Source organism: Thermosediminibacter litoriperuensis (assembly GCF_008124715.1).
Lineage (GTDB): Bacteria > Bacillota > Thermosediminibacteria > Thermosediminibacterales > Thermosediminibacteraceae > Thermosediminibacter > Thermosediminibacter litoriperuensis.
Window position 1 is genome coordinate 1 of the sequence record NZ_VNHO01000027.1, and the last position, 21558, is coordinate 21558.

Sequence of the window (21558 nt, forward strand, 5' to 3'; positions counted from 1 at the left end):
ATGGCAAAGCAAAAATTTGAGAGGAAGAAGCCTCACGTTAACGTAGGCACGATAGGCCACGTAGACCACGGAAAGACCACCCTGACGGCGGCGATCACGCGGTGCCTTTCTACCACAGGGTTTGCCAACTTCGTAGCATACGACCAGATAGACAAAGCTCCCGAAGAGAGGGAACGCGGAATAACCATAGCGACGGCCCACGTGGAATACGAGACCGAGAACAGGCACTATGCCCACGTGGACTGCCCGGGTCACGCCGACTACGTAAAGAACATGATCACCGGAGCCGCCCAGATGGACGGAGCCATCCTGGTAGTATCGGCGGCGGACGGACCCATGCCCCAGACCAGGGAACACATACTGCTTGCCAGGCAGGTAGGCGTACCCTACATCGTAGTCTTCATGAACAAAGTTGACATGGTAGATGACCCCGAACTTTTGGAACTGGTCGAAATGGAAGTAAGAGAACTCCTGTCCTCCTACGAATTTCCCGGCGACGAGATACCCGTAGTGGCCGGCTCGGCATTAAAGGCGCTGGAATGCGGATGCGGCAAGAGGGACTGCGAATGGTGCGGGAAGATATGGCAGCTCATGGACGCCGTAGACGAATATATACCGACACCGGAGCGTGACGCCGACAAACCCTTCCTCATGCCGATCGAAGACGTATTCACCATAACCGGGCGCGGCACCGTAGTGACCGGGAGAGTAGAGAGGGGCACCCTGAAAGTAGGCGACGAAGTAGAGATAGTGGGATTGAACCCCGAGAAGAAGAAGACCGTAGTGACGGGTGTAGAAATGTTCAGGAAGATCCTGGACCAGGCGGTAGCCGGAGACAACATCGGAGCCCTCTTGAGGGGAGTCGACAGGGACGAAGTAGAGAGGGGCATGGTAATAGCCAAACCCGGATCCATCCATCCGCACACCAAATTCAAGGGACAGGTATACGTATTGAAGAAGGAAGAAGGGGGCAGGCACACACCGTTTTTCAACGGATACAGGCCGCAGTTCTATTTCAGGACCACCGATGTTACGGGAGTAATAAAACTGCCCGAGGGCACCGAGATGGTGATGCCGGGGGACAACGTGGTGATGGAGATCGAGCTTATATCTCCCATAGCGATAGAAGAAGGCCTTCGCTTTGCTATCCGCGAGGGTGGCAGGACCGTGGGGGCCGGTGTGGTGACCGAGATAATCGAATAAAAAGAGGCTACAAAATAAGCTTTCAGCCGAGGAGGGAGAAAAGTGGCCCGACAGAAGATCAGAATACGCTTGAAGTCCTACGACAGCGGGATACTGGATAAGTCGGCTCAAAAGATCGTCGAGACGGCTAAGCGCACCGGGGCCAAAGTTTCGGGCCCCATTCCGCTGCCCACCGACAGGAGCCTGATTACCATATTGAGAGCTCCCCACAAGTACAAGGACTCCAGGGAGCAGTTCGAGACCAGGACCCATAAGAGGCTCATAGATATACACGAACCAACTCCCAAAACCGTCGATGCTCTTATGAGACTGGATTTACCCGCAGGAGTTGATATAGAGATCAAACTGTAATTTTTCTCGAGGAGGTGGTAAGGATGGCCAGAAAGGCTATTCTGGGCATAAAACTGGGAATGACCCAGGTTTTTAATGAGGCCGGGGAAGCCGTGCCGGTTACCGTTGTAGAAGCGGGCCCATGCGTAGTCATGCAGAAGAAGACGCAGGAAAACGACGGCTACAGCGCCCTTAAGGTGGGCTTTAAAGATGTAAAGGAGCACAGGCTGACAAAACCGGTACTGGGCCAGTTTAAGAAATTCCAGCTCAAGCCCAAAAAGTACATCAGGGAATTGAAGATAGACGAAGCCGACAAATACAACGTGGGTGATGAAATAAAGGTCGACATCTTCGAGCCCGGCGAGAGGGTGGATGTCACCGGGATATCCATCGGTAAGGGATTTGCCGGCGGTGTAAAACGCTGGAACTTCAACCGGGGACCCATGTCTCACGGCTCCATGTATCACCGCAGGCCCGGTTCAGGCGGCGCCACCGACCCGGAAAGGGTCTTCAAGGGCAAGAGGATGCCCGGTCACCTGGGCCACGAAAAGGTAACGGTACAGAACCTGGAAATCGTAAAGGTGGACCCCGAGAGGAATCTGCTCCTGATAAAAGGTTCCGTACCCGGCACGAAAAAATCGCTGCTTCACATTAAGAGCACGGTAAAGAGCTAAAAAATACGCCAGGAAAGGAGGAGCCCAATGCCAAAAGTAGCTTTGTATAATATGCAGGGCCAGCAGGTAGGGGAAGTGGAGCTTTCCGACAGCGTTTTCGGGGTAGAGGTAAAGCCCGAAGTGATGCATCAGGTGGTGCTCAGCTACCTGGCCAACCAGAGGGTCGGTACCGCTTACACCAAAACCCGGGCGGAGGTTAGGGGTGGCGGCCGCAAGCCCTGGAGGCAGAAAGGTACCGGCAGGGCGAGGCACGGCAGTATAAGGTCGCCGCTGTGGAGAAAGGGCGGCATCGTGTTCGGACCCAAACCCCGTTCTTTTAGATACACCCTGCCCAAAAAACTGAAGAGGTTTGCACTGAAATCGGCATTGAGTGCGAAAGTGAAGGATAACGAGATCATCGTTTTGGATCGGCTGACGATGGAGACCCCCAAAACTAAAGAGATGGTCAAGGTGCTCTCCAACCTGAAAGCCGGTACCAAATCTCTGATCGTTCTAGATGCCCCCGACGTGAACGTGGTAAAATCTGCCCGCAACATACCCGGTGTCACTACCACTACAGTGAACACCCTAAACGCCTACGACATCCTCAACCACGACAAGTTAATAATGACGGTAGATGCGGTGAAGCGGGTAGAGGAGGTGTATGCAGGATGAAAGATCCCCATGACATAATAATCCGCCCGTGGATTACAGAAAAATCCATGGCAATGAAGGAAGAAAAGAAATACACCTTTGTGGTTCACCCCAACGCCAACAAGACCGAGATCAAAAACGCGGTGGAAGCTGTTTTCGGCGTTAAGGTGGAAAAGGTAAACACAATAAACATGAGGGGTAAGAAGAAGAGGATGGGCCTGCACGAAGGCAAGCGCCCCGACTGGAAGAAGGCCATAGTGACGCTTAAAAAGGACAGCAAGCCCATAGAGTTCTTCGAGAGCTTATAAAGGCAACTCCAAACCGGAAAAAGGAGGGATAACAGGTGGGTATAAAGAAATTTAAACCCACATCGCCGGGCATCAGATTCATGACCGTCTCCACCTTTGAGGAAATAACAAAAAAAGAACCGGAAAAGTCGCTGGTGCAAATACTGAAGAGCAAGGCCGGCCGCAATGCCCAGGGCAGGATTACCGCGAGACACCGCGGCGGCGGCCATAAGAGGAAGTACAGGATCATAGATTTCAAGCGCGATAAGGACGGAGTGCCCGCCAAAGTTGCGGCCATCGAGTACGACCCGAACCGTTCCGCCAGGATAGCCCTTCTGCATTACAGGGACGGAGAAAAGAGGTACATCCTGGCACCGGTAGGGCTGAAAGTAGGGGATATCGTCGAATCGGGTCCTAACGCCGATATCAAGCCCGGAAACGCCCTTCCCCTTTCCCGCATCCCGGTGGGTACCATAGTGCACAACGTGGAGCTCTACCCGGGCAGAGGCGGACAGATGGTGAGGGCGGCCGGTGCGGCGGCACAGCTCATGGCTAGGGAAAACGGTTTCGCCACATTGAGGCTGCCTTCCGGCGAGATGAGAATGGTGCCCGAAGAATGCAAGGCTACAGTGGGCCAGGTAGGAAATCTGGAGCACGAGAACATAACCATCGGTAAAGCCGGTCGTTCCCGGTGGCTGGGCAGGAGGCCCCATGTGCGCGGTTCCGCCATGAACCCGATAGACCATCCGCACGGCGGCGGTGAAGGCAAAGCACCCATCGGCCGCAAACATCCCGTTACACCCTGGGGCAAACCCACAATGGGCTACAAGACTCGCAAGAAAAATAAGCCCTCGGATAAATACATTGTTAAGCGCCGCAAATAACAGGAGAAGGGAGGCAGGATAATGGGTCGCTCTGTAAAAAAAGGACCCTTTGTGGACTCCAAACTGCTGAAGAAGATAAGGGCGATGAACGAGAAGAGGGAGAAGAAGGTAATAAAGACCTGGTCTAGGGATTCCACGATAATACCCGACATGGTGGGGCACACCATTGCGGTTCACGACGGCAGAAAGCACGTCCCCATATATATAACTGAAGACATGGTGGGTCACAAGCTGGGCGAATTTGCTCCTACGAGGACCTTCAGGGGACACGGAGACCATACGGAAAAGTCGACAGCTTTGAAGTAAACAGCGGGTAAAGGAGGTTAGTAAGTTGGAAGCCAGGGCACAGGCGAGATACGTCAGAATTGCCCCGAGAAAGGTCAGGATCGTCCTAGACCTCATAAGGGGCAAAAAGGTCGACGAAGCCCTTAGTATACTGCAGTTCACTCCCAAGAGGGCTTCTAGAATCGTAGAAAAGCTAATACGCTCCGCTGCGGCCAATGCGGAAAACAACCACAACATGAACCCGGATGCCCTTTACGTATACAAGTGCTACGCGGACCAGGGCCCTACTCTCAAAAGGTTCAGGGCAAGAGCCCAGGGCAGGGCGGCTATGATCCGCAAGAAGACCAGCCACATCACGGTGGTATTAAAGGAAAAGGAGGGATAAAATTTGGGCCAAAAGGTACACCCTCATGGGTTGAGGATCGGAATCATCAGAGATTGGGACTCCAGGTGGTACTCGGAAAAGAACTTGGCTGATCTGGTGCTGGAAGATTTTAATATAAGAAAGTATATCAAGAACAAGTTTTATACCGCCGGAATATCCCGGGTCGAAATAGAGAGGGCGGCCAACCGCATAAAGGTGACCATCAATACGGCGAAGCCCGGAATGGTGATAGGCAAAGGCGGTACCGGCGTCGAAGAGCTCAGGAACGACCTGGAGGCCATGACCGGGAAGCAGGTCTCCATAAACGTCATGGAGATCAAGAACCCCGACGTGGAAGCTCAGCTGGTGGCGGAGAACATAGCCGCCCAGATAGAGCGCCGCATATCTTACCGCAGGGCCATGAAACAGGCTATCGCCAGAGCTTTAAAGGCTGGAGCCAAGGGTATTAAGACAATGGTGAGCGGAAGGTTGGCCGGCGCTGAAATCGCCAGGACCGAGTGGTACCGCGAAGGCACCATTCCGCTGCAGAAACTGCGCGCCGACATCAGCTACGGGTTCGCCGAAGCCCATACCACCTACGGGCGGATCGGCGTAAAAGTATGGATCTACAGGGGCGACGTCCTCCCGACCAAGAAAGAGGAAAAGCAGGTGGAAGGAGGAGAGGCCAATGTTAATGCCGAAGCGGGTGAAATATAGGAAACAGCAGCGAGGTACCATCAGAGGCAAAGCTACCCGGGGGACGGAAGTGACTTACGGCGAATACGGCCTGCAGGCCCTGGAGCCCGCCTGGATCACCAGCAGCCAGATCGAGGCCGCCAGGATAGCCATAACCAGGTACATCAAAAGGGGCGGCAAGGTCTGGATAAAGATTTTTCCAGATAAGCCGGTGACCAAAAAACCCGCCGAAACCCGTATGGGTAGCGGTAAGGGTTCGCCGGAGTACTGGGTGGCGGTAGTAAAGCCCGGGCGGATACTGTTCGAACTGGCCGGCGTTTCGGAAGAAGTAGCCAAGGAAGCTTTGACTCTAGCATCTCACAAGCTGCCCATAAAGACAAAGATAGTGAAACGCGAAGGGTTAGGCGGTGATGTAAATGAAGGCTAAGCAGATAAGAGAGCTTTCCGACCAGGAACTGGTTCAGAAGCTGAAGGACCTGAAGAGCGAACTTTTCAATCTGAGGTTCCAGTCGGCCACGGGCCAGCTGGATAACCCTATGCGAATCAGGGAAGTCCGGAAGACCATCGCGCGCATCAAGACGATACTGACAGAAAGAGAGCGGGCTAAGGCTTAAGGAAATTCTAGCGTCGAAGGAGGGATAAAATGGAGGAAAGACCCAATAGAAAGGTTCGCACCGGAGTGGTAGTCAGCAATAAAATGGATAAAACCATTGTGGTGGCTGTTGAAACTCTGGTTCGCCATCCCCTTTACGGCAAGATTATGAAGCGCACCAAAAAATTCAAGGCCCATGACGAAAACAACCAGTGCCAGATTGGAGATATCGTAAAAATTGTAGAAACGAGGCCTCTCAGCAAGACAAAACGCTGGAGACTGGTGGAAATAGTAAAGAGAGCCGAGTAACTTTTGACGAGGGGAGGGTTTAAAAATGATCCAGGTTCAAACCCGGCTTAACGTAGCAGACAACACCGGAGCAAAGGAGATAATGTGCATCAGGGTTCTGGGCGGCTCCAACAGGAAATTTGCCGGCATCGGGGATATAATCGTGGCCTCTGTGAAAGACGCTGCTCCGGACGGTGTCGTGAAAAAGGGAGACGTGGTTAAGGCCGTTATCGTCAGGACGAAAGCCCCCAAGAGGCGCCCTGATGGTTCATATATAAAATTCGACGAGAATGCGGCTGTCATATTAAACGACGATCTCAATCCAAAAGGAACCCGTATTTTCGGACCGGTGGCTCGCGAACTCAGGGACAAAAACTTCATGAGAATCATTTCGCTCGCGCCCGAAGTCTTATAAGGAGGTGTAACCTTTGGCAAAGGTCCACGTAAAAAAGGGCGACACAGTAGTTGTGTTATCGGGCAAGGACAAGGGTAAAAAGGGTAAGGTGCTCAAAGTGCTGTCCAAGAAGGGAACGGCGATCGTGGAAGGGGTAAACATGGCCACAAAGCACCGGAGACCTTCCCCCAAATTTCCCCAGGGCGGCATAATCCATCAAGAACTGCCCCTAAGTACGTCTAAACTTATGGTGGTATGCGGCAAGTGCGGCGCCCCAACCCGTATAGGTCATACCGTCCTTGCTGACGGCACAAAAGTAAGAACCTGCAAAAAATGCGGTGAGGTTATAGATAAGTAAGTAGGTTGAAAGGAGGGAATTTCATGCCCAGGCTGAAGGAAAAATATGAAAAAGAAGTAATCCCTGCAATGATGAAGAAATTCAACTACAAAAACGTCATGCAGGTCCCGAGGCTGGAAAAAGTAGTGCTCAACATGGGCATCAGCGACGCCAAGGAGAATCCCAAAGCCGTGGAATCCGCCAGTAGGGACATGGCGATGATAGCCGGGCAAAAGCCTGTGGTAACCAAGGCGAGAAAGTCCATAGCTTCGTTCAAAATAAGACAGGGCATGGCGATAGGTGCGAAGGTGACCTTGAGGGGCAACAGGATGTACGAATTCCTCGATAAACTGTTTAACGTTGCCCTGCCCAGGGTCAGAGACTTCAAGGGGGTTTCTCCCGACGCCTTTGACGGCCGGGGCAATTACACCCTTGGAATAAAGGAACAGCTGATTTTTCCTGAAATAGATTACGACAAGATCGATAAGATACGCGGGATGGATATCACGATAGTTACCACAGCCAAAACCGACGAAGAGGCTCGCGAACTCCTGAAGGGTCTTGGAATGCCGTTCGCTCGGTAGAAAGGAGGAAAAAAAGTGGCGAAGAAGTCCCTTATAGCAAAACAGAAGAGGCCTCAGAAGTTCTCCACCAGGCACTACAACCGCTGCAGGATTTGCGGCAGGCCGCGGGCATACCTGCGTAAATTCGGCGTATGCCGTCTTTGCTTCAGGGTTCTGGCCCACCGTGGAGAAATCCCCGGTGTGAGAAAGGCCAGCTGGTAAAAGTGTGGAAAGGAGGTTTCGTAAAATGGCTATAACCGATCCCATCGCCGATATGCTGACCCGCATAAGAAACGCCAATGATGCGGGGCACCCGACAGTGGAAATCCCCTGCTCCAGTATAAAGAAGGCGATAGCCGCGACCCTCAAAGAAGAGGGATTCATCCAGGACTACGAAGTCATCGAGGACGGCAAGCAGGGTGTAATAAAAATTCACATGAAATACGGCCCTAATAAAGAAAAAATCATCACCGGTATCAAGAGAATCTCTAAACCGGGTCTCAGGATATACGTGAGAAAAGACCAGATTCCCAGAGTTTTAGGGGGGCTGGGCATAGCTATCCTCTCCACCTCCAAGGGAATTATGACCGATAAAAAAGCCAGAAAAGAAGGAGTCGGCGGAGAAGTAATCTGCTACGTGTGGTAAAACTTTGCAAAGGAGGTGCCTGAAATGTCGCGGATAGGCAAAAAGCCCATCGAAATACCCAAGGGCGTGGAAGTTAAAATTGAAGGCAACACCGTTACAATAAAAGGACCCAAGGGTTCAATCACAAAAGAGTTTCACAAGGACATGCAAATTTTACAGGAAGACGACAAAATCGTTGTAAAGCGGCCGTCGGACGATAAGAACCACAAGGCCCTGCACGGCTTGACCCGAAGCCTCCTGGCCAATATGGTAAACGGCGTGGTCAACGGCTATGAGAAGAGCCTGGTATTGGAAGGTGTCGGCTACAGGGCCAACAAACAGGGCAATAAGCTGGTGCTCACCGTGGGTTACTCCCACCCGGTTGAAATAGAGGCTCCGAAGGGAATAGAATTTGAAGTGCCCGCCCAGAACAAGATCATTGTCAGGGGCATAGACAAGGAACTGGTCGGCATCACGGCGGCAAATATCAGGAGGGTTAAGGAACCGGAGCCCTATAAAGGCAAGGGCATAAGATACGAAAACGAGGTTGTAAGGCGCAAAGTAGGTAAGGCCGGAGCTAAATAACGGTAGGAGGAGGGATAGGCATGATTAAGAAGGAACCCAGAAACCAGGTCCGCAAGAGACGGCATCTGAGAGTTCGCAAGAAAATCTTCGGAACCGCCGAAAGACCCAGGTTGAACGTTTTCCGCAGCCTGAAACACATCTACGCCCAGGTTATAAATGACGAAGAGGGAAGGACCCTGGTGGCGGCCTCTACATTAGATCCGGCCATAAGGGACAGCGTGAAGGGCTGCAACGTGGAAGCGGCGGAAAAGGTAGGCGAATTAATAGCCAAACGGGCCCTGGAAAAGGGTATAACCAAAGTGGCTTTTGACAGGGGTGGATACCTGTATCACGGTCGCATCAAGGCCTTAGCCGAAGCGGCGAGGCGTGCAGGCCTGGAATTCTAAAAAGGGAGGTAGGCGAATGCAGAGGGAAAGGGACGTAGAACACGAATTTTCGGAAAAAGTTGTCTCCATCAACAGGGTATCGAAAGTTACAAAAGGCGGCAAGAATTTCAGGTTTTCCGCCCTGGTGGTGGTGGGCAACAAGAACGGCAAAGTAGGGGTCGGTACCGGTAAGGCCCAGGAGATCCCCGACGCTATCAGAAAAGCCATAGAGGATGCCAAGAAAAACCTCATCGATGTGCCTGTGATAAACGGCACAATACCCCACGAAGCTCTGGGAGAATCCGGCGCTGGTAGGGTTCTGGTGAAGCCGGCCGTAGAAGGTAGCGGCGTTATAGCCGGAGGTCCCGTCAGGGCCGTGCTGGAGCTGGCCGGAATAAGGAACGTGGTCAGCAAGTCGCTGGGTTCCAACAACGCAAAAAACATGGTGGATGCCACCATAGAGGCTCTGAAACAGCTTAAAAGAACCGAAGAAGTGGCAAAAATGAGAGGAAAAACAGTGCAGGAACTGTTAGGATAAAAGGCTCAAATAGAGGAGGTGTAACGATGAGACTTCACGACCTTAGGCCTGCAGAAGGTTCCAGGAAAAAACCCAAGAGAGTGGGACGAGGCATAGGTTCCGGTCACGGCAAGACTTCCACCCGGGGCCACAAGGGCCAGAAAGCCCGCAGCGGCGGCGGGGTAAGACCGGGATTTGAGGGCGGCCAGATGCCTCTTTACCGCCGGATACCCAAGAGGGGCTTTACCAACATATTTAAGAAAGAGTACGCCATAGTGAACGTGAAGGACCTGAATGTGTTCGAGGAGAACACCAGAGTTACTCCGGAGCTCCTCATAGAAAAGGGCCTCATCAAGCAGGTGAAGGATGGAGTAAAGATTCTGGGCGACGGCGAGCTGAAAGTTAAACTGGAAGTGGCGGCCCACGCTTTTTCCAGTTCCGCCAAAGAAAAGATTGAGGCTGCCGGCGGGAAGGCCGAGGTGATATGATGCTTGAAGCCCTGAAAAATGCCTGGAAAATCCCGGACTTGAGAAGGCGGTTAAAGTTCACCCTTTTGATGCTGGTGGTTTTCAGGATAGGTGCTTTCGTGCCGGTGCCGGGTATGAATCCCGAAGCCGTAAGGCACCTCATCGAAAGAGGGGCGCTATTAGGGTTTTTTGACATAATCGCGGGCGGCGCTTTCAAGCAGTTCTCCGTTTTCGCCATGAGCATTACCCCATACATTAACGCCTCGATTATAGTCCAGCTCCTCACAATAGTTATACCCAGATGGGAAGAGCTGGCTAAGGAGGGCGCAGAAGGGCGAAAGACCCTTGCCAGATACACCCGGTACGGCACGGTTATCCTGGGCCTCATACAGGCCGCGGGGCTGACGGTAGGCTTCAGGAGCGCCCTTATGTATCCGGGATTTTTCGGCAGCCTCTTGGTAATATTCAGCCTTACGGCAGGAACGGCATTCCTGATGTGGGTTGGTGAACAGATAACCGATAAAGGTATCGGGAACGGGATTTCCCTTTTAATCTTTGCGGGTATCGTATCCAGGCTTCCCAGCGGCATTTATCAGATGTACGATTACGTTAGGGTGGGTACCACCAACGTGCTGATGATCCTGCTGTTCGCGGTGTTCGCCCTGGTGGTAATCGTGGGTGTGATTGCGGTGCAGCAGGCTGAACGGCGGATTCCGGTCCAGTACGCCCGACGGGTGGTAGGCAGAAGGGTTTACGGCGGCCAGACCACCCATATACCTATGAAGTTGAACGCCGCCGGCGTTATACCGGTGATTTTCGCGATGTCCATACTGCTATTCCCCAGTACCGTCGCTGGATTTTTCCCTAACAGCAGGGTAGCGGTGAGCATCGCCAATTTCATTAAACCGGGCGGATGGCTTTACGCCAGCCTATACGCGTTGCTGATAATCTTCTTCACCTACTTCTACACCGCGGTAACCTTCAACCCGGTGGATGTGGCGGAAAATATGAAGAAGTACGGCGGGTTTATACCGGGGATAAGGCCCGGCAGATCCACGGCCGAGTATCTTAACAGGATAATGACCAGGATAACTCTTATGGGTGCCATTTTCCTGGCTGCGATCGCAGTTCTGCCCTATTTCGTAACCGGCGTTACCAGCCTGAACATCTACTTCGGAGGCACGGCTCTGCTGATAGTAATAGGCGTAGCGCTGGAGACTATGAAACTCATCGAAGCCCAGATGCTAATGAGGCATTATCAGGGCTTCCTGAAGTAGGAGTGAGTCAAGATGCGCATCGTACTCATGGGACCTCCCGGGGCCGGCAAAGGGACCCAGGCCAAAAAACTGGCCGAAGCCTTCGGCGTCCCCCAGATTTCTACGGGAGACATCCTGAGGGCGGCGGTCCAGGAAGGCACGCCCCTGGGCAGAAAAGCCAGGGAATACATGGATAAGGGTCTGCTGGTGCCCGACGAGGTAATAACAGGCATAGTAAGGGAGCGGCTTCAGGATAAAAGCTGCGAAAAAGGCTTTATCCTGGACGGTTTCCCCAGGACAATACCCCAGGCTGAAAGCCTGGAAGAGATTCTTGGGGAAATGGGCGTCGGGCTCGACGCGGTCATAAACATCGTGGTTCCTAGGGAAGAGCTCATCGAGAGGTTTACCGGGCGGAGGGTCTGCGAGGTATGCGGCTTCACCTATCACGTGAAGTACAACCCTCCCCAAAAAGAAGGCGTCTGCGACAAATGCGGCGGGAAGCTCATAATAAGGGCCGACGATGACGTAAAGACCGTCGAAAACAGGATAAGCGTATACGAACGGGAAACCAGACCGCTCATGGAGTATTATGCCGGAAAGAATTTGCTCGTGAATATCGACGGCAACAGGCCCATTGAAGTTGTTTTCGAGGACATAAAGAGCCGCTTAAGAGGAGAAGGCTGATGGTAATCATAAAGTCCAACCGGGAGATAGAAATAATGCGAAGAGCCGGCAGGGTGGTGGCGCTGGTGCTGGAAGAGATAAAGAAGCACATAAAGCCCGGCGTTACTACAGGCGAGCTCGACAGGATCGCGGAAGAGGTTATACTGAAAAACGGTGCAGTTCCGGCTTTTAAGGGGTACAGAGGTTTTCCGGCTACCATCTGCACTTCGATCAACGAAGAGGTAGTACATGGAATTCCTGGTTTAAGAACCCTGAAAGATGGTGATATTATTAGTGTGGATGTGGGAGCCATTGTGGACGGATACTGCTCGGATGCAGCCAGAACCTATCCTGTGGGAAACGTCTCCGAAGAGGCCCTTGAACTCATCGAAGTTACCAGGCAGAGTTTTTACGAGGGTTTGGCTTTTGCAAAGCCGGGATACAGGCTCTCCGACATCTCCCATGCCATCCAGACCTACGTGGAAAGCCGGAATTTTTCGGTGGTTAGGGAATGGGGCGGCCACGGAATCGGCCGACAGATGCATGAGGACCCCCATGTGCCCAACTACGGGCCGCCTAACAAGGGCCCGAGGCTGAAACCAGGCATGACGCTGGCGATCGAGCCCATGGTCAACGCCGGGGGATACGAGGTATACACCCTGGAGGACAGCTGGACGGTTGTCACCAGGGACGGAAGCCTTTCGGCTCACTATGAAAACACCATCGCTATAACCGATGGAGAGCCGGAAATACTGACCAGAATATAGGCAGGTGTTGGTATGAAAGAGGTAGAACCGGGCCAGGTGGTCATGTCGTGCGCGGGGCGCGATAAGGGGAGATTCATGCTTGTGGTCAGGGTTATCGATTCCCAGTACGTATATGTGGCCGACGGGGAACTCCGAAGGATAGAAAAACCCAAAAAGAAAAAGCTGAAGCACCTGAAGATTTTAAATAAAAAAGCAGGTTTTATCCACGAAAAGCTCGTTAACGGCCGAAAAATATACAACGAAGAGATAAGAAGAGCCCTCGAGGAATTGGTGGAGAAACCCGATGATAACAGGGTTTAAAGGAGGGAGAAGGGCCTTTATGTCCAAGGAAGATGTAATAGAGGTAGAAGGTACGGTGGTGGAACCTCTTCCTAACGGGATGTTCCGGGTAGAGCTGAAAAACGGTCACAAGGTTTTGGCCCACGTATCCGGAAAAATAAGGATGAACTATATTAGGATATTGCCAGGAGATAAGGTTACAGTAGAGCTTTCTCCGTACGATCTCACCCGGGGTCGAATCGTGTACCGCTATAAATAAAAAACAAAGGAGGAATTACCTTGAAGGTTCGACCTTCCGTCAAGAAGATATGCGAAAAATGCAAGATAATAAAGCGCAAGGGTAGGGTAATGGTAATCTGCGAAAATCCCAAACACAAGCAAAGACAGGGTTAAAGGAGGAGTGACTGGATGGCCAGGATTGCGGGAGTTGACCTGCCGAAGGATAAAAGGGTTGAAATAGCCCTGACATACATTTACGGCATCGGCAGGAGCCTTTCCAACAAGATACTGAAGGAAGCGGGCGTTAACCCCGATACGCGGGTAAAGGACCTGACCGAGCGGGAGATTTCCAACCTCAGGGACATCATAGAAAAGAACTATAAGGTTGAGGGCGATCTGCGCCGTGAGGTGGCGCTCAACATCAAGAGGCTCATAGAGATCGGCTGCTACAGGGGAGTTCGCCACCGCAGGGGTCTACCCGTTCGCGGGCAGAGAACCCGTACCAACGCTAGGACCAGAAAAGGTCCCAGAAAGACGGTCGGAGTAAGGCGCAGTAAATAATTTTCGGAGGTGAGCACAAAGTGGCCCTTACATCTAGAAAGCGCAGGGAGAAAAAGCGCATCGAAAAAGGCAAAGCCCATATTCACTCTACGTTTAACAATACCATCGTGACCATAACCGATGAAGCCGGTAATCCGGTAACCTGGGCAAGCGCCGGCACCGTGGGTTTCAAGGGTTCCAGGAAGGGTACGCCTTTCGCAGCCCAGATGGCGGCGGAATCGGCTGCGAGGAAGGCCATGGACTACGGCCTAAGGACCGTTGAAGTGTTCGTTAAGGGCCCCGGTCCGGGACGCGAAGCCGCAATTCGTTCACTGCAGGCGGCCGGGTTGGAGATAAGCGTAATAAAGGACGTCACACCCATTCCCCACAACGGGTGCAGGCCGCCGAAGCGCAGACGCGTGTAAAGAGACAAAAATCAGGAGGTGGAAATTTAAATGGCAAGATACACGGGTCCTGTATGCCGCCTGTGCCGCCGCGAGGGCATGAAACTGTACCTGAAGGGCGAGAGGTGCTATACACCCAAGTGCGCCATTGACAGGCGCGGATATGCCCCCGGTCAGCACGGGCAGATGAAGAGGAAACTTTCCGAATACGGGCTGCAGCTCAGAGAAAAGCAGAAAGCCAAGAGAATTTACGGTGTGCTGGAGAGGCAGTTTAAGATATACTTTGAAGAAGCCATCAGGAGAAAGGGCGTTACCGGCGAGAACCTGCTTCGCCTTCTGGAGTGCCGCCTGGACAACGTGGTATACCGTCTGGGATTTGCTAAATCCCGCACTCAGGCCCGCCAGATAGTGAGGCACGGGCACATAGAAGTGAACGGCAGAAAGGTCACCATTCCGTCTTACCAGGTAAGGCAGGGAGACGTCATAGCCGTCAGAGAAAAAAGCAGATCCCTGGACTTCTTCAAAGAGATGGCCGAAGCCGGTAAAGCCAGGATAGTTCCCGAATGGCTGTCGGTAAATTACGACACGCTCACGGGAGAAGTCGTGAGAATGCCCAACCGCGAAGATATCGACGTGCCCATACAGGAGCACCTTATAGTCGAGCTCTACTCCAAGTAATGTGCCCTCATTCTAAATTTGTACGAGGAGGGTAATGTTATTGATGAATGAGATTGAAAAGCCAAGGATCGAGCTGGTGGAATTAAGCGAGGACAACACTTATGGCAGGATCGTCATCGAACCCCTGGAAAGGGGTTACGGAACCACCCTTGGCAATTCGCTCCGCAGGGTACTCCTGTCATCACTGCCGGGGGCGGCGGTGACTTCCGTAAAAATCGAAGGAGTACAGCATGAATTTTCCACGATCCCCGGAGTGCTTGAAGATACCGTAGAAATAATAATGAATATAAAGGGCCTCGCAATAAAGATGCACGGCGATGAGCCCAAGCTTCTCAGGATAGAAGCCCAGGGTGAAGGGGAGGTTAAGGCGAAAGACATCATCTGCGACGCCGATGTGGAGATCGTCAACAAGGATCACCATATCGCCACCCTGGAAAAGGACGGCAGGCTTTTTGCGGAACTCACCCTGGAAAAAGGCAAGGGCTACGTGACGGCCGAAAAGAACAAAAAGTCCGGCCAGCCCATAGGGGTAATACCCATAGACGCCATATTCACTCCGGTCATAAAGGCCAATTACACTGTAGAGCACACCAGGGTGGGCCAGGTGACCGATTACGATAAGCTCACCCTGGAAGTATGGACCAACGGCACCATAAAGCCCGATGAGGCCGTCAGCGCCGCAGCCAAGATACTGATAGACTACTTCAGCCTGTTCACAGGCCTCACCTCGGCGGTCAAAAAAGTTGAGGCTCCGGTGGAAAAGGAAAAGGATGAAAGGGAAAGGGTTCTGGAAATGCCCATCGAAGAACTGGACCTTTCCGTCAGGTCGTATAACTGCCTGAAACGGGCCGGCATCAACACGATTGGTGAGCTGATCCAGAAGACGCCCGAAGAGATGATGAAGGTCAGGAACCTGGGCAAAAAGTCCCTGGAAGAGGTTGAGGAAAAACTGGCGGCACTTAACCTATCCTTGAAAAAATCCGAAGATGCGTAAAAGGGGGTTGGGAAGATGAGAAAATTGGGCAGGGACAGCGGTCACAGGAAAATGATGCTCCGGAACATGGTGACTTCGCTCTTTAAGTACGGCAGGATAATAACCACCGAGACCCGCGCCAAGGAAGTCCGCAGCATCGCCGAAAAAATGATAACCCTCGCCAAGAGGAACGATCTTGCTGCCCGGCGCTTAGTGCTGGCCGAGGTGCTGGATGAGACTACTGTGAAGAACATTTTTGAGAAGATTGCTCCTAAATATAACGACAGGAACGGTGGCTACACCAGGATAGTCAAGATCGGCCCCAGGCGCGGAGATTCTTCTCCAATGGTAGTGCTGGAACTGGTATAACTCCCTATATCGATGTAAAGGGGGCGGTACAATGGCCGCCGAGATTCTGGCTGAAAGCGTGTACTACCAGTACTCGCAGGCTAAGGACCTGGCCCTGAAGGATATAAACCTCAGGATACAAAAGGGAGAATTTGTGGCTATAATCGGCCCCAACGGGTCGGGCAAATCCACGCTGGCCAAACTTTTCAACGGTCTTTTCATACCGGCGAAGGGCAGTGTCCGCGTGGACGGCCTCGACACCCGGGACCGGGAGAACATCTGGAAAATCCGTCAGAAGGCCGGCATGGTGTTTCAGAATCCCGACAACCAAATAGTGGCGACGGTGGTTGAAGAGGACGTGGCCTTCGGGCCCGAAAATCTGGGCGTGCCCCCGGAAGAGATAAAAAAGAGGGTTTATGAGGCGTTGAAAATTGTGGAGCTCACCGATTTTGACCAGAAAGCACCACATCTTTTATCCGGCGGCCAGAAACAGAGGGTGGCCATTGCCGGCGTAATCGCCATGAAGCCCGATTACATCATCCTGGATGAGCCCACCGCCATGCTGGACCCCGTCGGCAGGCGGGAAGTTATTAACACCGTGAAGCGCCTGAATAGGGAAGAAGGTAAGACCATCGTGCTCATCACGCATTTCATGGAAGAAGCCGTGCAGGCCGACAGGGTTATCGTCATGAACCGGGGTCGGGTGGTGATGGAGGGCACCCCCAGGGAGATTTTTTCCCGGGTGGAAGAACTGAAGGAGATTGGCCTTGACGTCCCCCAAGTCACCGAACTAGCCCACCGGCTCAAGGGCCGGGGGTTGGAAGTGAGGGGCGACATACTGACGATAGATGAAATGGTGGAATGCCTATGCCCATTGTTGTAAAAAATCTCACGCATATATACATGCCCGGCACTCCCTTCCAATCGGTGGCCTTGCAGGATGTAAACTGGACTATAGAAGACGGAGAATTCTGGGGGCTCATCGGGCACACCGGGTCGGGCAAGTCAACCCTGATACAGCACCTTAACGGCCTTCTGAAGCCCACCTCGGGAGAAGTGATAATAGACGGCGTCAACATAAACGAACGGGGAGTAAACCTCAGAGAGATCAGGCAGAAGGTGGGCCTGGTCTTCCAGTATCCGGAACACCAGCTTTTTGAAGAGACTGTGGAAAAGGATGTGGCTTTCGGGCCGAAGAACATGGACCTGCCCGAGGAGGAAATCGGCCGGAGGGTCAGGGAAGCCCTGGAGCTGGTGGGCCTGAACTATTCGGAAATAAAGGACCGCTCCCCCTTCGAGCTCAGCGGCGGCCAGATGCGGAGAGTTGCCATTGCCGGGGTTCTGGCTATGAAGCCCAAAGTACTGATTCTTGACGAACCCACCGTGGGTCTGGACCCAAGGGGCAGGGATGAGATCCTGCGAGAGATAGTGCGGCTGAGGGAAAGGCAGAACATAACCGTGATACTTGTATCCCACAGCATGGAGGACATCGCAAAACTGGTGGATAAGATCGCCGTGATGCACCGGGGACGGATGGTCGACAGCGGCACACCACGGGAAATATTCAGGAACTACGAAGGCCTTTCCTCGATAGGGCTTGACATACCCCAGATCACCCACCTGATGTTGAGGCTGAAACACCAGGGAAAGGACGTTTCCACCGAAGTGCTGACCGTCGAGGAAGCCGAAGCGGAGATTTTAAGGGCGGCGAGGAGGAAGGGCCGTGCGTGAGATAACCATAGGGCAGTATATACCCGGAAATTCAGTAATACACCGGCTGGATCCTAGGACCAAGATACTGATAACCTTTGCGTTCATGGTGTTGCTGTTCGTCATAGACGATTTCACGGGGTACGCGTTCCCCGCTGTTTTCATAATAGTAGCTTCGCTTTTGTCGGGAATTTCGCTGAAATATATGATAAGGGGCCTTCGGCCGCTGGTAGTCATAATACTGCTGACTTTCGTCCTTAACCTTTTTATGATAAAGGGCAGGGTGATTTACGAGGTAGGTCCCCTTGATATAACTTACGAGGGGCTGCACCAGGGCGTTTTCATGGTACTGCGGCTCGTGATGCTCATAGTCGGTACATCGCTGCTCACCCTCACGACATCGCCGATCACCCTGACCGACGGCATAGAGAGCCTTTTAAAGCCCTTCAGTAGAGTGGGAGTGCCGGCCCACGAGCTGGCAATGATGATGACCATAGCCCTGAGGTTCATACCCACCCTAATGGAAGAAACCGATAAGATAATGAAAGCCCAGATGGCAAGAGGCGCCGATTTTTCCAGCGGGAACATCGTAAAGCGGGCGAAAAGCCTGGTACCCCTGCTGGTTCCCCTGTTCATAAGCGCCTTCCGGAGGGCCGACGACCTGGCCATGGCTATGGAATCCCGGTGCTACCGCGGAGGGGAAAACCGCACCCGCATGAAGCAGCTGAGGATGACGTACGCGGACCTGGTCGCCTTTATCGCGACAGGCCTTCTGGCGGCGGGGAGCCTTGCAAGCCGGTTTATCTGGTAGGTGACAGCCTTGAACGTAAAAATCCTGCTGGAGTACGACGGCACCAATTATCACGGCTGGCAAAAGCAGAACAACGCCCTTACCGTCCAGGAAGTGCTGGAGAAGGCCGTATACGTACTGACGGGAGAAAGGGTAAGCATAATCGGAGCCGGCAGGACCGATGCGGGGGTTCACGCCAGAGGCCAGGTGGCCAATTTCCGCACGAATACCCGCATACCGGTCGAGAGGCTGCCGTACGCCCTGAATAGCAAACTGCCCGAAGACATAACGGTTAAAGGCGCCAAGGCGGTTCCCGACGACTTTCACGCGCGTTACAGCGCCAGGGCGAAGGTGTACACCTACAGCATATACAATGCCCCTTTTCCGTCGCCTCTCCTGCGGAGATACAGCTATTTCTTCCCGCTGCCGCTGGACGTGGAGGCGATGAGAAGGGCTGGAAAAGCCTTTATGGGCGTCCACGATTTTGCGGCTTTCAGGGCGTCCCGAAGCACGGTAAAGTCGTCGGTTAGAAATATAACGAGGCTCGACGTAAAAAAGTGCGGGGACCTGATAACCATCGAGGTGGAAGCTGACGGATTTTTATACAATATGGTGAGGATTATCGCGGGCACCCTGCTGGAAGTGGGGACTGGAAAAAGGGATCCGGAAGAGATACCGTCGATTATAGAGTCCCGGGACCGGGAAAGAGCGGGTGTGACGCTGCCGGCTCATGGACTCTGCCTGGAAAAAGTGATATACTGACAGCTTGACACGCCAGGAGCGTTATAATAAAATAACCTTGTGGTTTGAGGAGGGATAAAATGAGCACGTTCATGGCTAAAAAAGAGGAAATAAAGCGGGACTGGTACGTTATAGATGCTACGGATAAACCTTTAGGGAGACTTGCAGCTCAGGTAGCCAAGATATTAAAGGGAAAGCACAAGCCCATTTACACGCCCCATGTGGATACCGGTGACCACGTCATTATCGTCAACGCCGACAAAGTCGTACTTACCGGCAAAAAGCTGGATAAAAAGATTTATTACCGCCATTCCCTTTATCCGGGCGGACTGAAGGCGGAAACCTACCGCCACTTCCTGCAGAGAGCTCCCGAAAAGGTCATATACAAGGCAGTATGGGGTATGCTTCCTCACAATTCCCTGGGCCGCAGGATGATCAAAAAGCTGAAGATCTACAAGGGACCGGAACATCCCCATCAGGCCCAGCAGCCCAAGGAATTACCTTACGAGGGATAAGGAAGGAGGTTGAGCATGAAAGAAGCTATTCTAGCCACCGGAAGAAGAAAAACCTCTGTCGCCAGGGTATGGCTTACGCCGGGATCGGGGAGGATCCTGATCAATAAAAGGCCTTTTGAAGAATACTTTCCCCTGGAGACACTGAGAAATGACGTGACAAGGCCGCTCATCGTGACAAACACCCTGGGCAAGTTTGATATCATAGCCAGCGTGAGAGGTGGAGGAGTTACCGGTCAGGCCGGAGCCGTAAGGCACGGCATAGCCAGAGCCCTGCTGCAGATCGACGAGATCCTCAAGCCCCTGCTCAGGAAGGAAGGTCTGCTCACCCGCGACCCGCGTATGGTCGAGAGGAAAAAATACGGTCTCAAGAAGGCCCGCCGTGCACCGCAATTTTCCAAGAGGTAAAGAAGGACGCAGTCCTTCTTTTTCTTTTTGCTCCTTTTTATACACATGGCTAGACAAAGACCGTTAAAAATTGTACTATAAACTTAAAAGGTGTACTTTTCATACTTTAACAGGGAGGGCTAAATTATGTACGATCTTGCCATTATCGGAGCCGGGCCCGCAGGGTTGTCGGCGGCGATTTACGGAGCCCGTGCCAGACTTTCCACAGTGATGATTGAGAAGATGTACCCCGGAGGGCAGGCCGCTATAACTGACCTTATAGAGAACTATCCCGGGTTTCCCGAGGGCATAGGCGGGGCCGAACTGACTGAATCCATGAAGAAACAGGCCGAGAGGTTCGGGGCACAGTTTCTGAACGGCGATGTGGAGAAAATCGAAAAAGACGGAGAAAAATTCGTAATCCGGCTAAAAACCGAGACTCTGGAGGCCAGGACCGTTATCCTCGCCATGGGTGCCGAAGCGAGGAAGCTCGGGGTGAAAGGTGAGAAGGAGTTCATCGGCAGGGGAGTTTCCTACTGCGCCACCTGCGACGGAGCTTTCTATACGGACAGGCCCGTGATGGTGGTCGGCGGCGGCGATACCGCTATAGGGGAAGCCATTTATCTTACGCACTTTGCCACCAGCGTCACAGTGGTGCACCGCAGGAACGAACTCAGGGCCACCAAAATTCTCCAGGAAAGGGCCTTCAAAAACGAGAAGATTAAATTTATATGGGACTCGGTCGTTGACGAGATAAAGGGCGGCGACACTGTAGAGGAAGTCGTCGTAAGAAACGTAAAAACGGGGGGGAAGACCTCGGTCCCCGTCGACGGTATCTTTGTAGCCATCGGGTGGGACCCCAACACCGCCATTGTTAAAGACCTAGTAAAGCTGAACGAAAGGGGCTACATAATCACCGATGAAAGCATGGCCACAAACGTGCCGGGACTTTTTGCCGCAGGGGATATAAGGGAAAAATCCCTGCGCCAGGTTGTGACAGCTGTTGCCGACGGAGCCATCGCGGCGGTTTCAGCCGAAAAGTACCTCGAGGATCACCAGTTAAGATAAAAGGTATATTTTTATGTTCAAAAAGAAGGACTTCGCATCAAAACTGCGAAGTCCTTCTTTTTTATTGCATACTTGAAAACACTATTGAATATATATACAACATAATGTATAATTATTAATGATTTATCAAAGAT

At 52.6% G+C, this 21558-nt stretch carries 39 protein-coding genes; all 39 read left to right on the top strand.

Annotated features, from left to right (window positions below; genetic code table 11):
- The 39 genes from tuf (at position 1) to trxB (ending at position 21424) form a co-directional block, all read left to right on the top strand.
- On the top strand, positions 1-1203 hold the full coding sequence (gene tuf, locus LZ11_RS09915) for an elongation factor Tu (protein WP_148865744.1): 1203 nt from the start codon (positions 1-3) through the stop codon (positions 1201-1203).
- Positions 1204-1245: 42 nt separating this feature from the next.
- Positions 1246-1554, top strand: coding sequence for a 30S ribosomal protein S10 (gene rpsJ, locus LZ11_RS09920; RefSeq protein WP_148867729.1), 309 nt, complete (start codon positions 1246-1248; stop codon positions 1552-1554).
- A gap of 23 nt (positions 1555-1577) precedes the next feature.
- Positions 1578-2207 (top strand): 50S ribosomal protein L3, encoded by a 630-nt coding sequence (rplC, locus tag LZ11_RS09925; RefSeq protein WP_148867730.1) that lies wholly within the window; start codon positions 1578-1580, stop codon positions 2205-2207.
- Between the two features lie 27 nt (positions 2208-2234).
- Positions 2235-2861 carry a 50S ribosomal protein L4 gene (gene rplD, locus LZ11_RS09930; protein ID WP_148867731.1) on the top strand — a complete coding sequence of 209 codons (627 nt, stop codon included), beginning with the start codon at positions 2235-2237 and terminating at the stop codon, positions 2859-2861.
- A complete protein-coding gene (rplW, locus tag LZ11_RS09935; RefSeq protein WP_148867732.1) occupies positions 2858-3148 on the top strand; it encodes a 50S ribosomal protein L23 in 291 nt (96 codons plus the stop codon). Before rplD ends, rplW begins: the two co-directional genes overlap by 4 nt.
- 35 nt (positions 3149-3183) lie before the next feature.
- Positions 3184-4011 carry a 50S ribosomal protein L2 gene (rplB, locus tag LZ11_RS09940; protein ID WP_148867733.1) on the top strand — a complete coding sequence of 276 codons (828 nt, stop codon included), beginning with the start codon at positions 3184-3186 and terminating at the stop codon, positions 4009-4011.
- 21 nt (positions 4012-4032) lie between these two features.
- The gene (gene rpsS / locus LZ11_RS09945) at positions 4033-4317 is read left to right on the top strand and encodes a 30S ribosomal protein S19 (RefSeq protein WP_148867734.1); all 285 of its coding nucleotides are present in this window, start codon (positions 4033-4035) and stop codon (positions 4315-4317) included.
- Between the two features lie 25 nt (positions 4318-4342).
- On the top strand, positions 4343-4681 hold the full coding sequence (rplV, locus tag LZ11_RS09950; RefSeq protein WP_148867735.1) for a 50S ribosomal protein L22: 339 nt from the start codon (positions 4343-4345) through the stop codon (positions 4679-4681).
- Positions 4682-4684: 3 nt separating this feature from the next.
- Positions 4685-5377: a 30S ribosomal protein S3 gene (gene rpsC, locus LZ11_RS09955; protein WP_148867736.1), complete on the top strand. Its 693-nt coding sequence runs from the start codon at positions 4685-4687 to the stop codon at positions 5375-5377.
- A complete protein-coding gene (gene rplP / locus LZ11_RS09960; RefSeq protein WP_148867737.1) occupies positions 5349-5783 on the top strand; it encodes a 50S ribosomal protein L16 in 435 nt (144 codons plus the stop codon). Before rpsC ends, rplP begins: the two co-directional genes overlap by 29 nt.
- A complete protein-coding gene (rpmC, locus tag LZ11_RS09965) occupies positions 5773-5970 on the top strand; it encodes a 50S ribosomal protein L29 (protein ID WP_148867738.1) in 198 nt (65 codons plus the stop codon). The genes rplP and rpmC overlap by 11 nt, the downstream gene beginning before the upstream one ends.
- A 29-nt stretch (positions 5971-5999) precedes the next feature.
- A complete protein-coding gene (gene rpsQ / locus LZ11_RS09970; protein WP_148867739.1) occupies positions 6000-6257 on the top strand; it encodes a 30S ribosomal protein S17 in 258 nt (85 codons plus the stop codon).
- A 25-nt stretch (positions 6258-6282) separates the two neighbouring features.
- On the top strand, positions 6283-6651 hold the full coding sequence (rplN, locus tag LZ11_RS09975) for a 50S ribosomal protein L14 (protein WP_148867740.1): 369 nt from the start codon (positions 6283-6285) through the stop codon (positions 6649-6651).
- Positions 6652-6664: 13 nt separating this feature from the next.
- Positions 6665-6988, top strand: coding sequence for a 50S ribosomal protein L24 (gene rplX / locus LZ11_RS09980; protein ID WP_148867741.1), 324 nt, complete (start codon positions 6665-6667; stop codon positions 6986-6988).
- A gap of 23 nt (positions 6989-7011) precedes the next feature.
- Positions 7012-7551, top strand: a complete 540-nt coding sequence (gene rplE / locus LZ11_RS09985; protein WP_148867742.1) for a 50S ribosomal protein L5 — start codon at positions 7012-7014, stop codon at positions 7549-7551.
- A 15-nt stretch (positions 7552-7566) separates the two neighbouring features.
- Entirely contained in the window at positions 7567-7752 is a 186-nt protein-coding gene (locus LZ11_RS09990; protein ID WP_148867743.1) for a type Z 30S ribosomal protein S14, read from the top strand.
- Positions 7753-7777: 25 nt separating this feature from the next.
- The gene (gene rpsH, locus LZ11_RS09995; protein ID WP_148867744.1) at positions 7778-8176 is read left to right on the top strand and encodes a 30S ribosomal protein S8; all 399 of its coding nucleotides are present in this window, start codon (positions 7778-7780) and stop codon (positions 8174-8176) included.
- Between the two features lie 24 nt (positions 8177-8200).
- Entirely contained in the window at positions 8201-8740 is a 540-nt protein-coding gene (rplF, locus tag LZ11_RS10000) for a 50S ribosomal protein L6 (protein WP_148867745.1), read from the top strand.
- Between the two features lie 20 nt (positions 8741-8760).
- The gene (rplR, locus tag LZ11_RS10005) at positions 8761-9126 is read left to right on the top strand and encodes a 50S ribosomal protein L18 (RefSeq protein WP_148867746.1); all 366 of its coding nucleotides are present in this window, start codon (positions 8761-8763) and stop codon (positions 9124-9126) included.
- 16 nt (positions 9127-9142) lie between these two features.
- The gene (gene rpsE / locus LZ11_RS10010) at positions 9143-9643 is read left to right on the top strand and encodes a 30S ribosomal protein S5 (protein ID WP_148867747.1); all 501 of its coding nucleotides are present in this window, start codon (positions 9143-9145) and stop codon (positions 9641-9643) included.
- Positions 9644-9669: 26 nt separating this feature from the next.
- Positions 9670-10110 (top strand): 50S ribosomal protein L15, encoded by a 441-nt coding sequence (rplO, locus tag LZ11_RS10015; RefSeq protein ID WP_148867748.1) that lies wholly within the window; start codon positions 9670-9672, stop codon positions 10108-10110.
- Positions 10110-11366, top strand: a complete 1257-nt coding sequence (gene secY, locus LZ11_RS10020; protein WP_148867770.1) for a preprotein translocase subunit SecY — start codon at positions 10110-10112, stop codon at positions 11364-11366. Before rplO ends, secY begins: the two co-directional genes overlap by 1 nt.
- Positions 11367-11378: 12 nt before the next feature.
- Positions 11379-12029 carry an adenylate kinase gene (locus LZ11_RS10025; RefSeq protein WP_148867749.1) on the top strand — a complete coding sequence of 217 codons (651 nt, stop codon included), beginning with the start codon at positions 11379-11381 and terminating at the stop codon, positions 12027-12029.
- A complete protein-coding gene (map, locus tag LZ11_RS10030; protein WP_148867750.1) occupies positions 12029-12775 on the top strand; it encodes a type I methionyl aminopeptidase in 747 nt (248 codons plus the stop codon). The genes LZ11_RS10025 and map overlap by 1 nt, the downstream gene beginning before the upstream one ends.
- A gap of 12 nt (positions 12776-12787) precedes the next feature.
- Positions 12788-13075: a KOW domain-containing RNA-binding protein gene (locus tag LZ11_RS10035; protein ID WP_148867751.1), complete on the top strand. Its 288-nt coding sequence runs from the start codon at positions 12788-12790 to the stop codon at positions 13073-13075.
- Between the two features lie 19 nt (positions 13076-13094).
- Positions 13095-13313, top strand: a complete 219-nt coding sequence (infA, locus tag LZ11_RS10040) for a translation initiation factor IF-1 (RefSeq protein ID WP_073258326.1) — start codon at positions 13095-13097, stop codon at positions 13311-13313.
- 20 nt (positions 13314-13333) lie between these two features.
- Entirely contained in the window at positions 13334-13447 is a 114-nt protein-coding gene (rpmJ, locus tag LZ11_RS10045; protein ID WP_006307538.1) for a 50S ribosomal protein L36, read from the top strand.
- Positions 13448-13462: 15 nt separating this feature from the next.
- Entirely contained in the window at positions 13463-13834 is a 372-nt protein-coding gene (gene rpsM / locus LZ11_RS10050; protein WP_148867752.1) for a 30S ribosomal protein S13, read from the top strand.
- Between the two features lie 20 nt (positions 13835-13854).
- On the top strand, positions 13855-14238 hold the full coding sequence (rpsK, locus tag LZ11_RS10055; protein ID WP_148867753.1) for a 30S ribosomal protein S11: 384 nt from the start codon (positions 13855-13857) through the stop codon (positions 14236-14238).
- Positions 14239-14268: 30 nt separating this feature from the next.
- Positions 14269-14895 (top strand): 30S ribosomal protein S4, encoded by a 627-nt coding sequence (gene rpsD / locus LZ11_RS10060; protein ID WP_148867754.1) that lies wholly within the window; start codon positions 14269-14271, stop codon positions 14893-14895.
- Positions 14896-14938: 43 nt separating this feature from the next.
- A complete protein-coding gene (locus LZ11_RS10065) occupies positions 14939-15889 on the top strand; it encodes a DNA-directed RNA polymerase subunit alpha (protein ID WP_148867771.1) in 951 nt (316 codons plus the stop codon).
- Between the two features lie 15 nt (positions 15890-15904).
- Positions 15905-16237, top strand: a complete 333-nt coding sequence (rplQ, locus tag LZ11_RS10070) for a 50S ribosomal protein L17 (protein WP_148867755.1) — start codon at positions 15905-15907, stop codon at positions 16235-16237.
- Positions 16238-16268: 31 nt separating this feature from the next.
- Positions 16269-17099, top strand: a complete 831-nt coding sequence (locus LZ11_RS10075; RefSeq protein WP_148867756.1) for an energy-coupling factor transporter ATPase — start codon at positions 16269-16271, stop codon at positions 17097-17099.
- Positions 17084-17947, top strand: coding sequence for an energy-coupling factor transporter ATPase (locus LZ11_RS10080; protein ID WP_148867757.1), 864 nt, complete (start codon positions 17084-17086; stop codon positions 17945-17947). The genes LZ11_RS10075 and LZ11_RS10080 overlap by 16 nt, the downstream gene beginning before the upstream one ends.
- Positions 17940-18737, top strand: coding sequence for an energy-coupling factor transporter transmembrane component T family protein (locus LZ11_RS10085; protein ID WP_148867758.1), 798 nt, complete (start codon positions 17940-17942; stop codon positions 18735-18737). The genes LZ11_RS10080 and LZ11_RS10085 overlap by 8 nt, the downstream gene beginning before the upstream one ends.
- Before the next feature lie 9 nt (positions 18738-18746).
- A complete protein-coding gene (truA, locus tag LZ11_RS10090) occupies positions 18747-19478 on the top strand; it encodes a tRNA pseudouridine(38-40) synthase TruA (protein ID WP_148867759.1) in 732 nt (243 codons plus the stop codon).
- 59 nt (positions 19479-19537) lie between these two features.
- On the top strand, positions 19538-19972 hold the full coding sequence (rplM, locus tag LZ11_RS10095) for a 50S ribosomal protein L13 (protein ID WP_148867760.1): 435 nt from the start codon (positions 19538-19540) through the stop codon (positions 19970-19972).
- A gap of 15 nt (positions 19973-19987) precedes the next feature.
- Positions 19988-20377: a 30S ribosomal protein S9 gene (gene rpsI / locus LZ11_RS10100; RefSeq protein ID WP_148867761.1), complete on the top strand. Its 390-nt coding sequence runs from the start codon at positions 19988-19990 to the stop codon at positions 20375-20377.
- Between the two features lie 126 nt (positions 20378-20503).
- Entirely contained in the window at positions 20504-21424 is a 921-nt protein-coding gene (gene trxB, locus LZ11_RS10105) for a thioredoxin-disulfide reductase (protein WP_148867762.1), read from the top strand.
- Positions 21425-21558 lie beyond the last annotated feature (134 nt).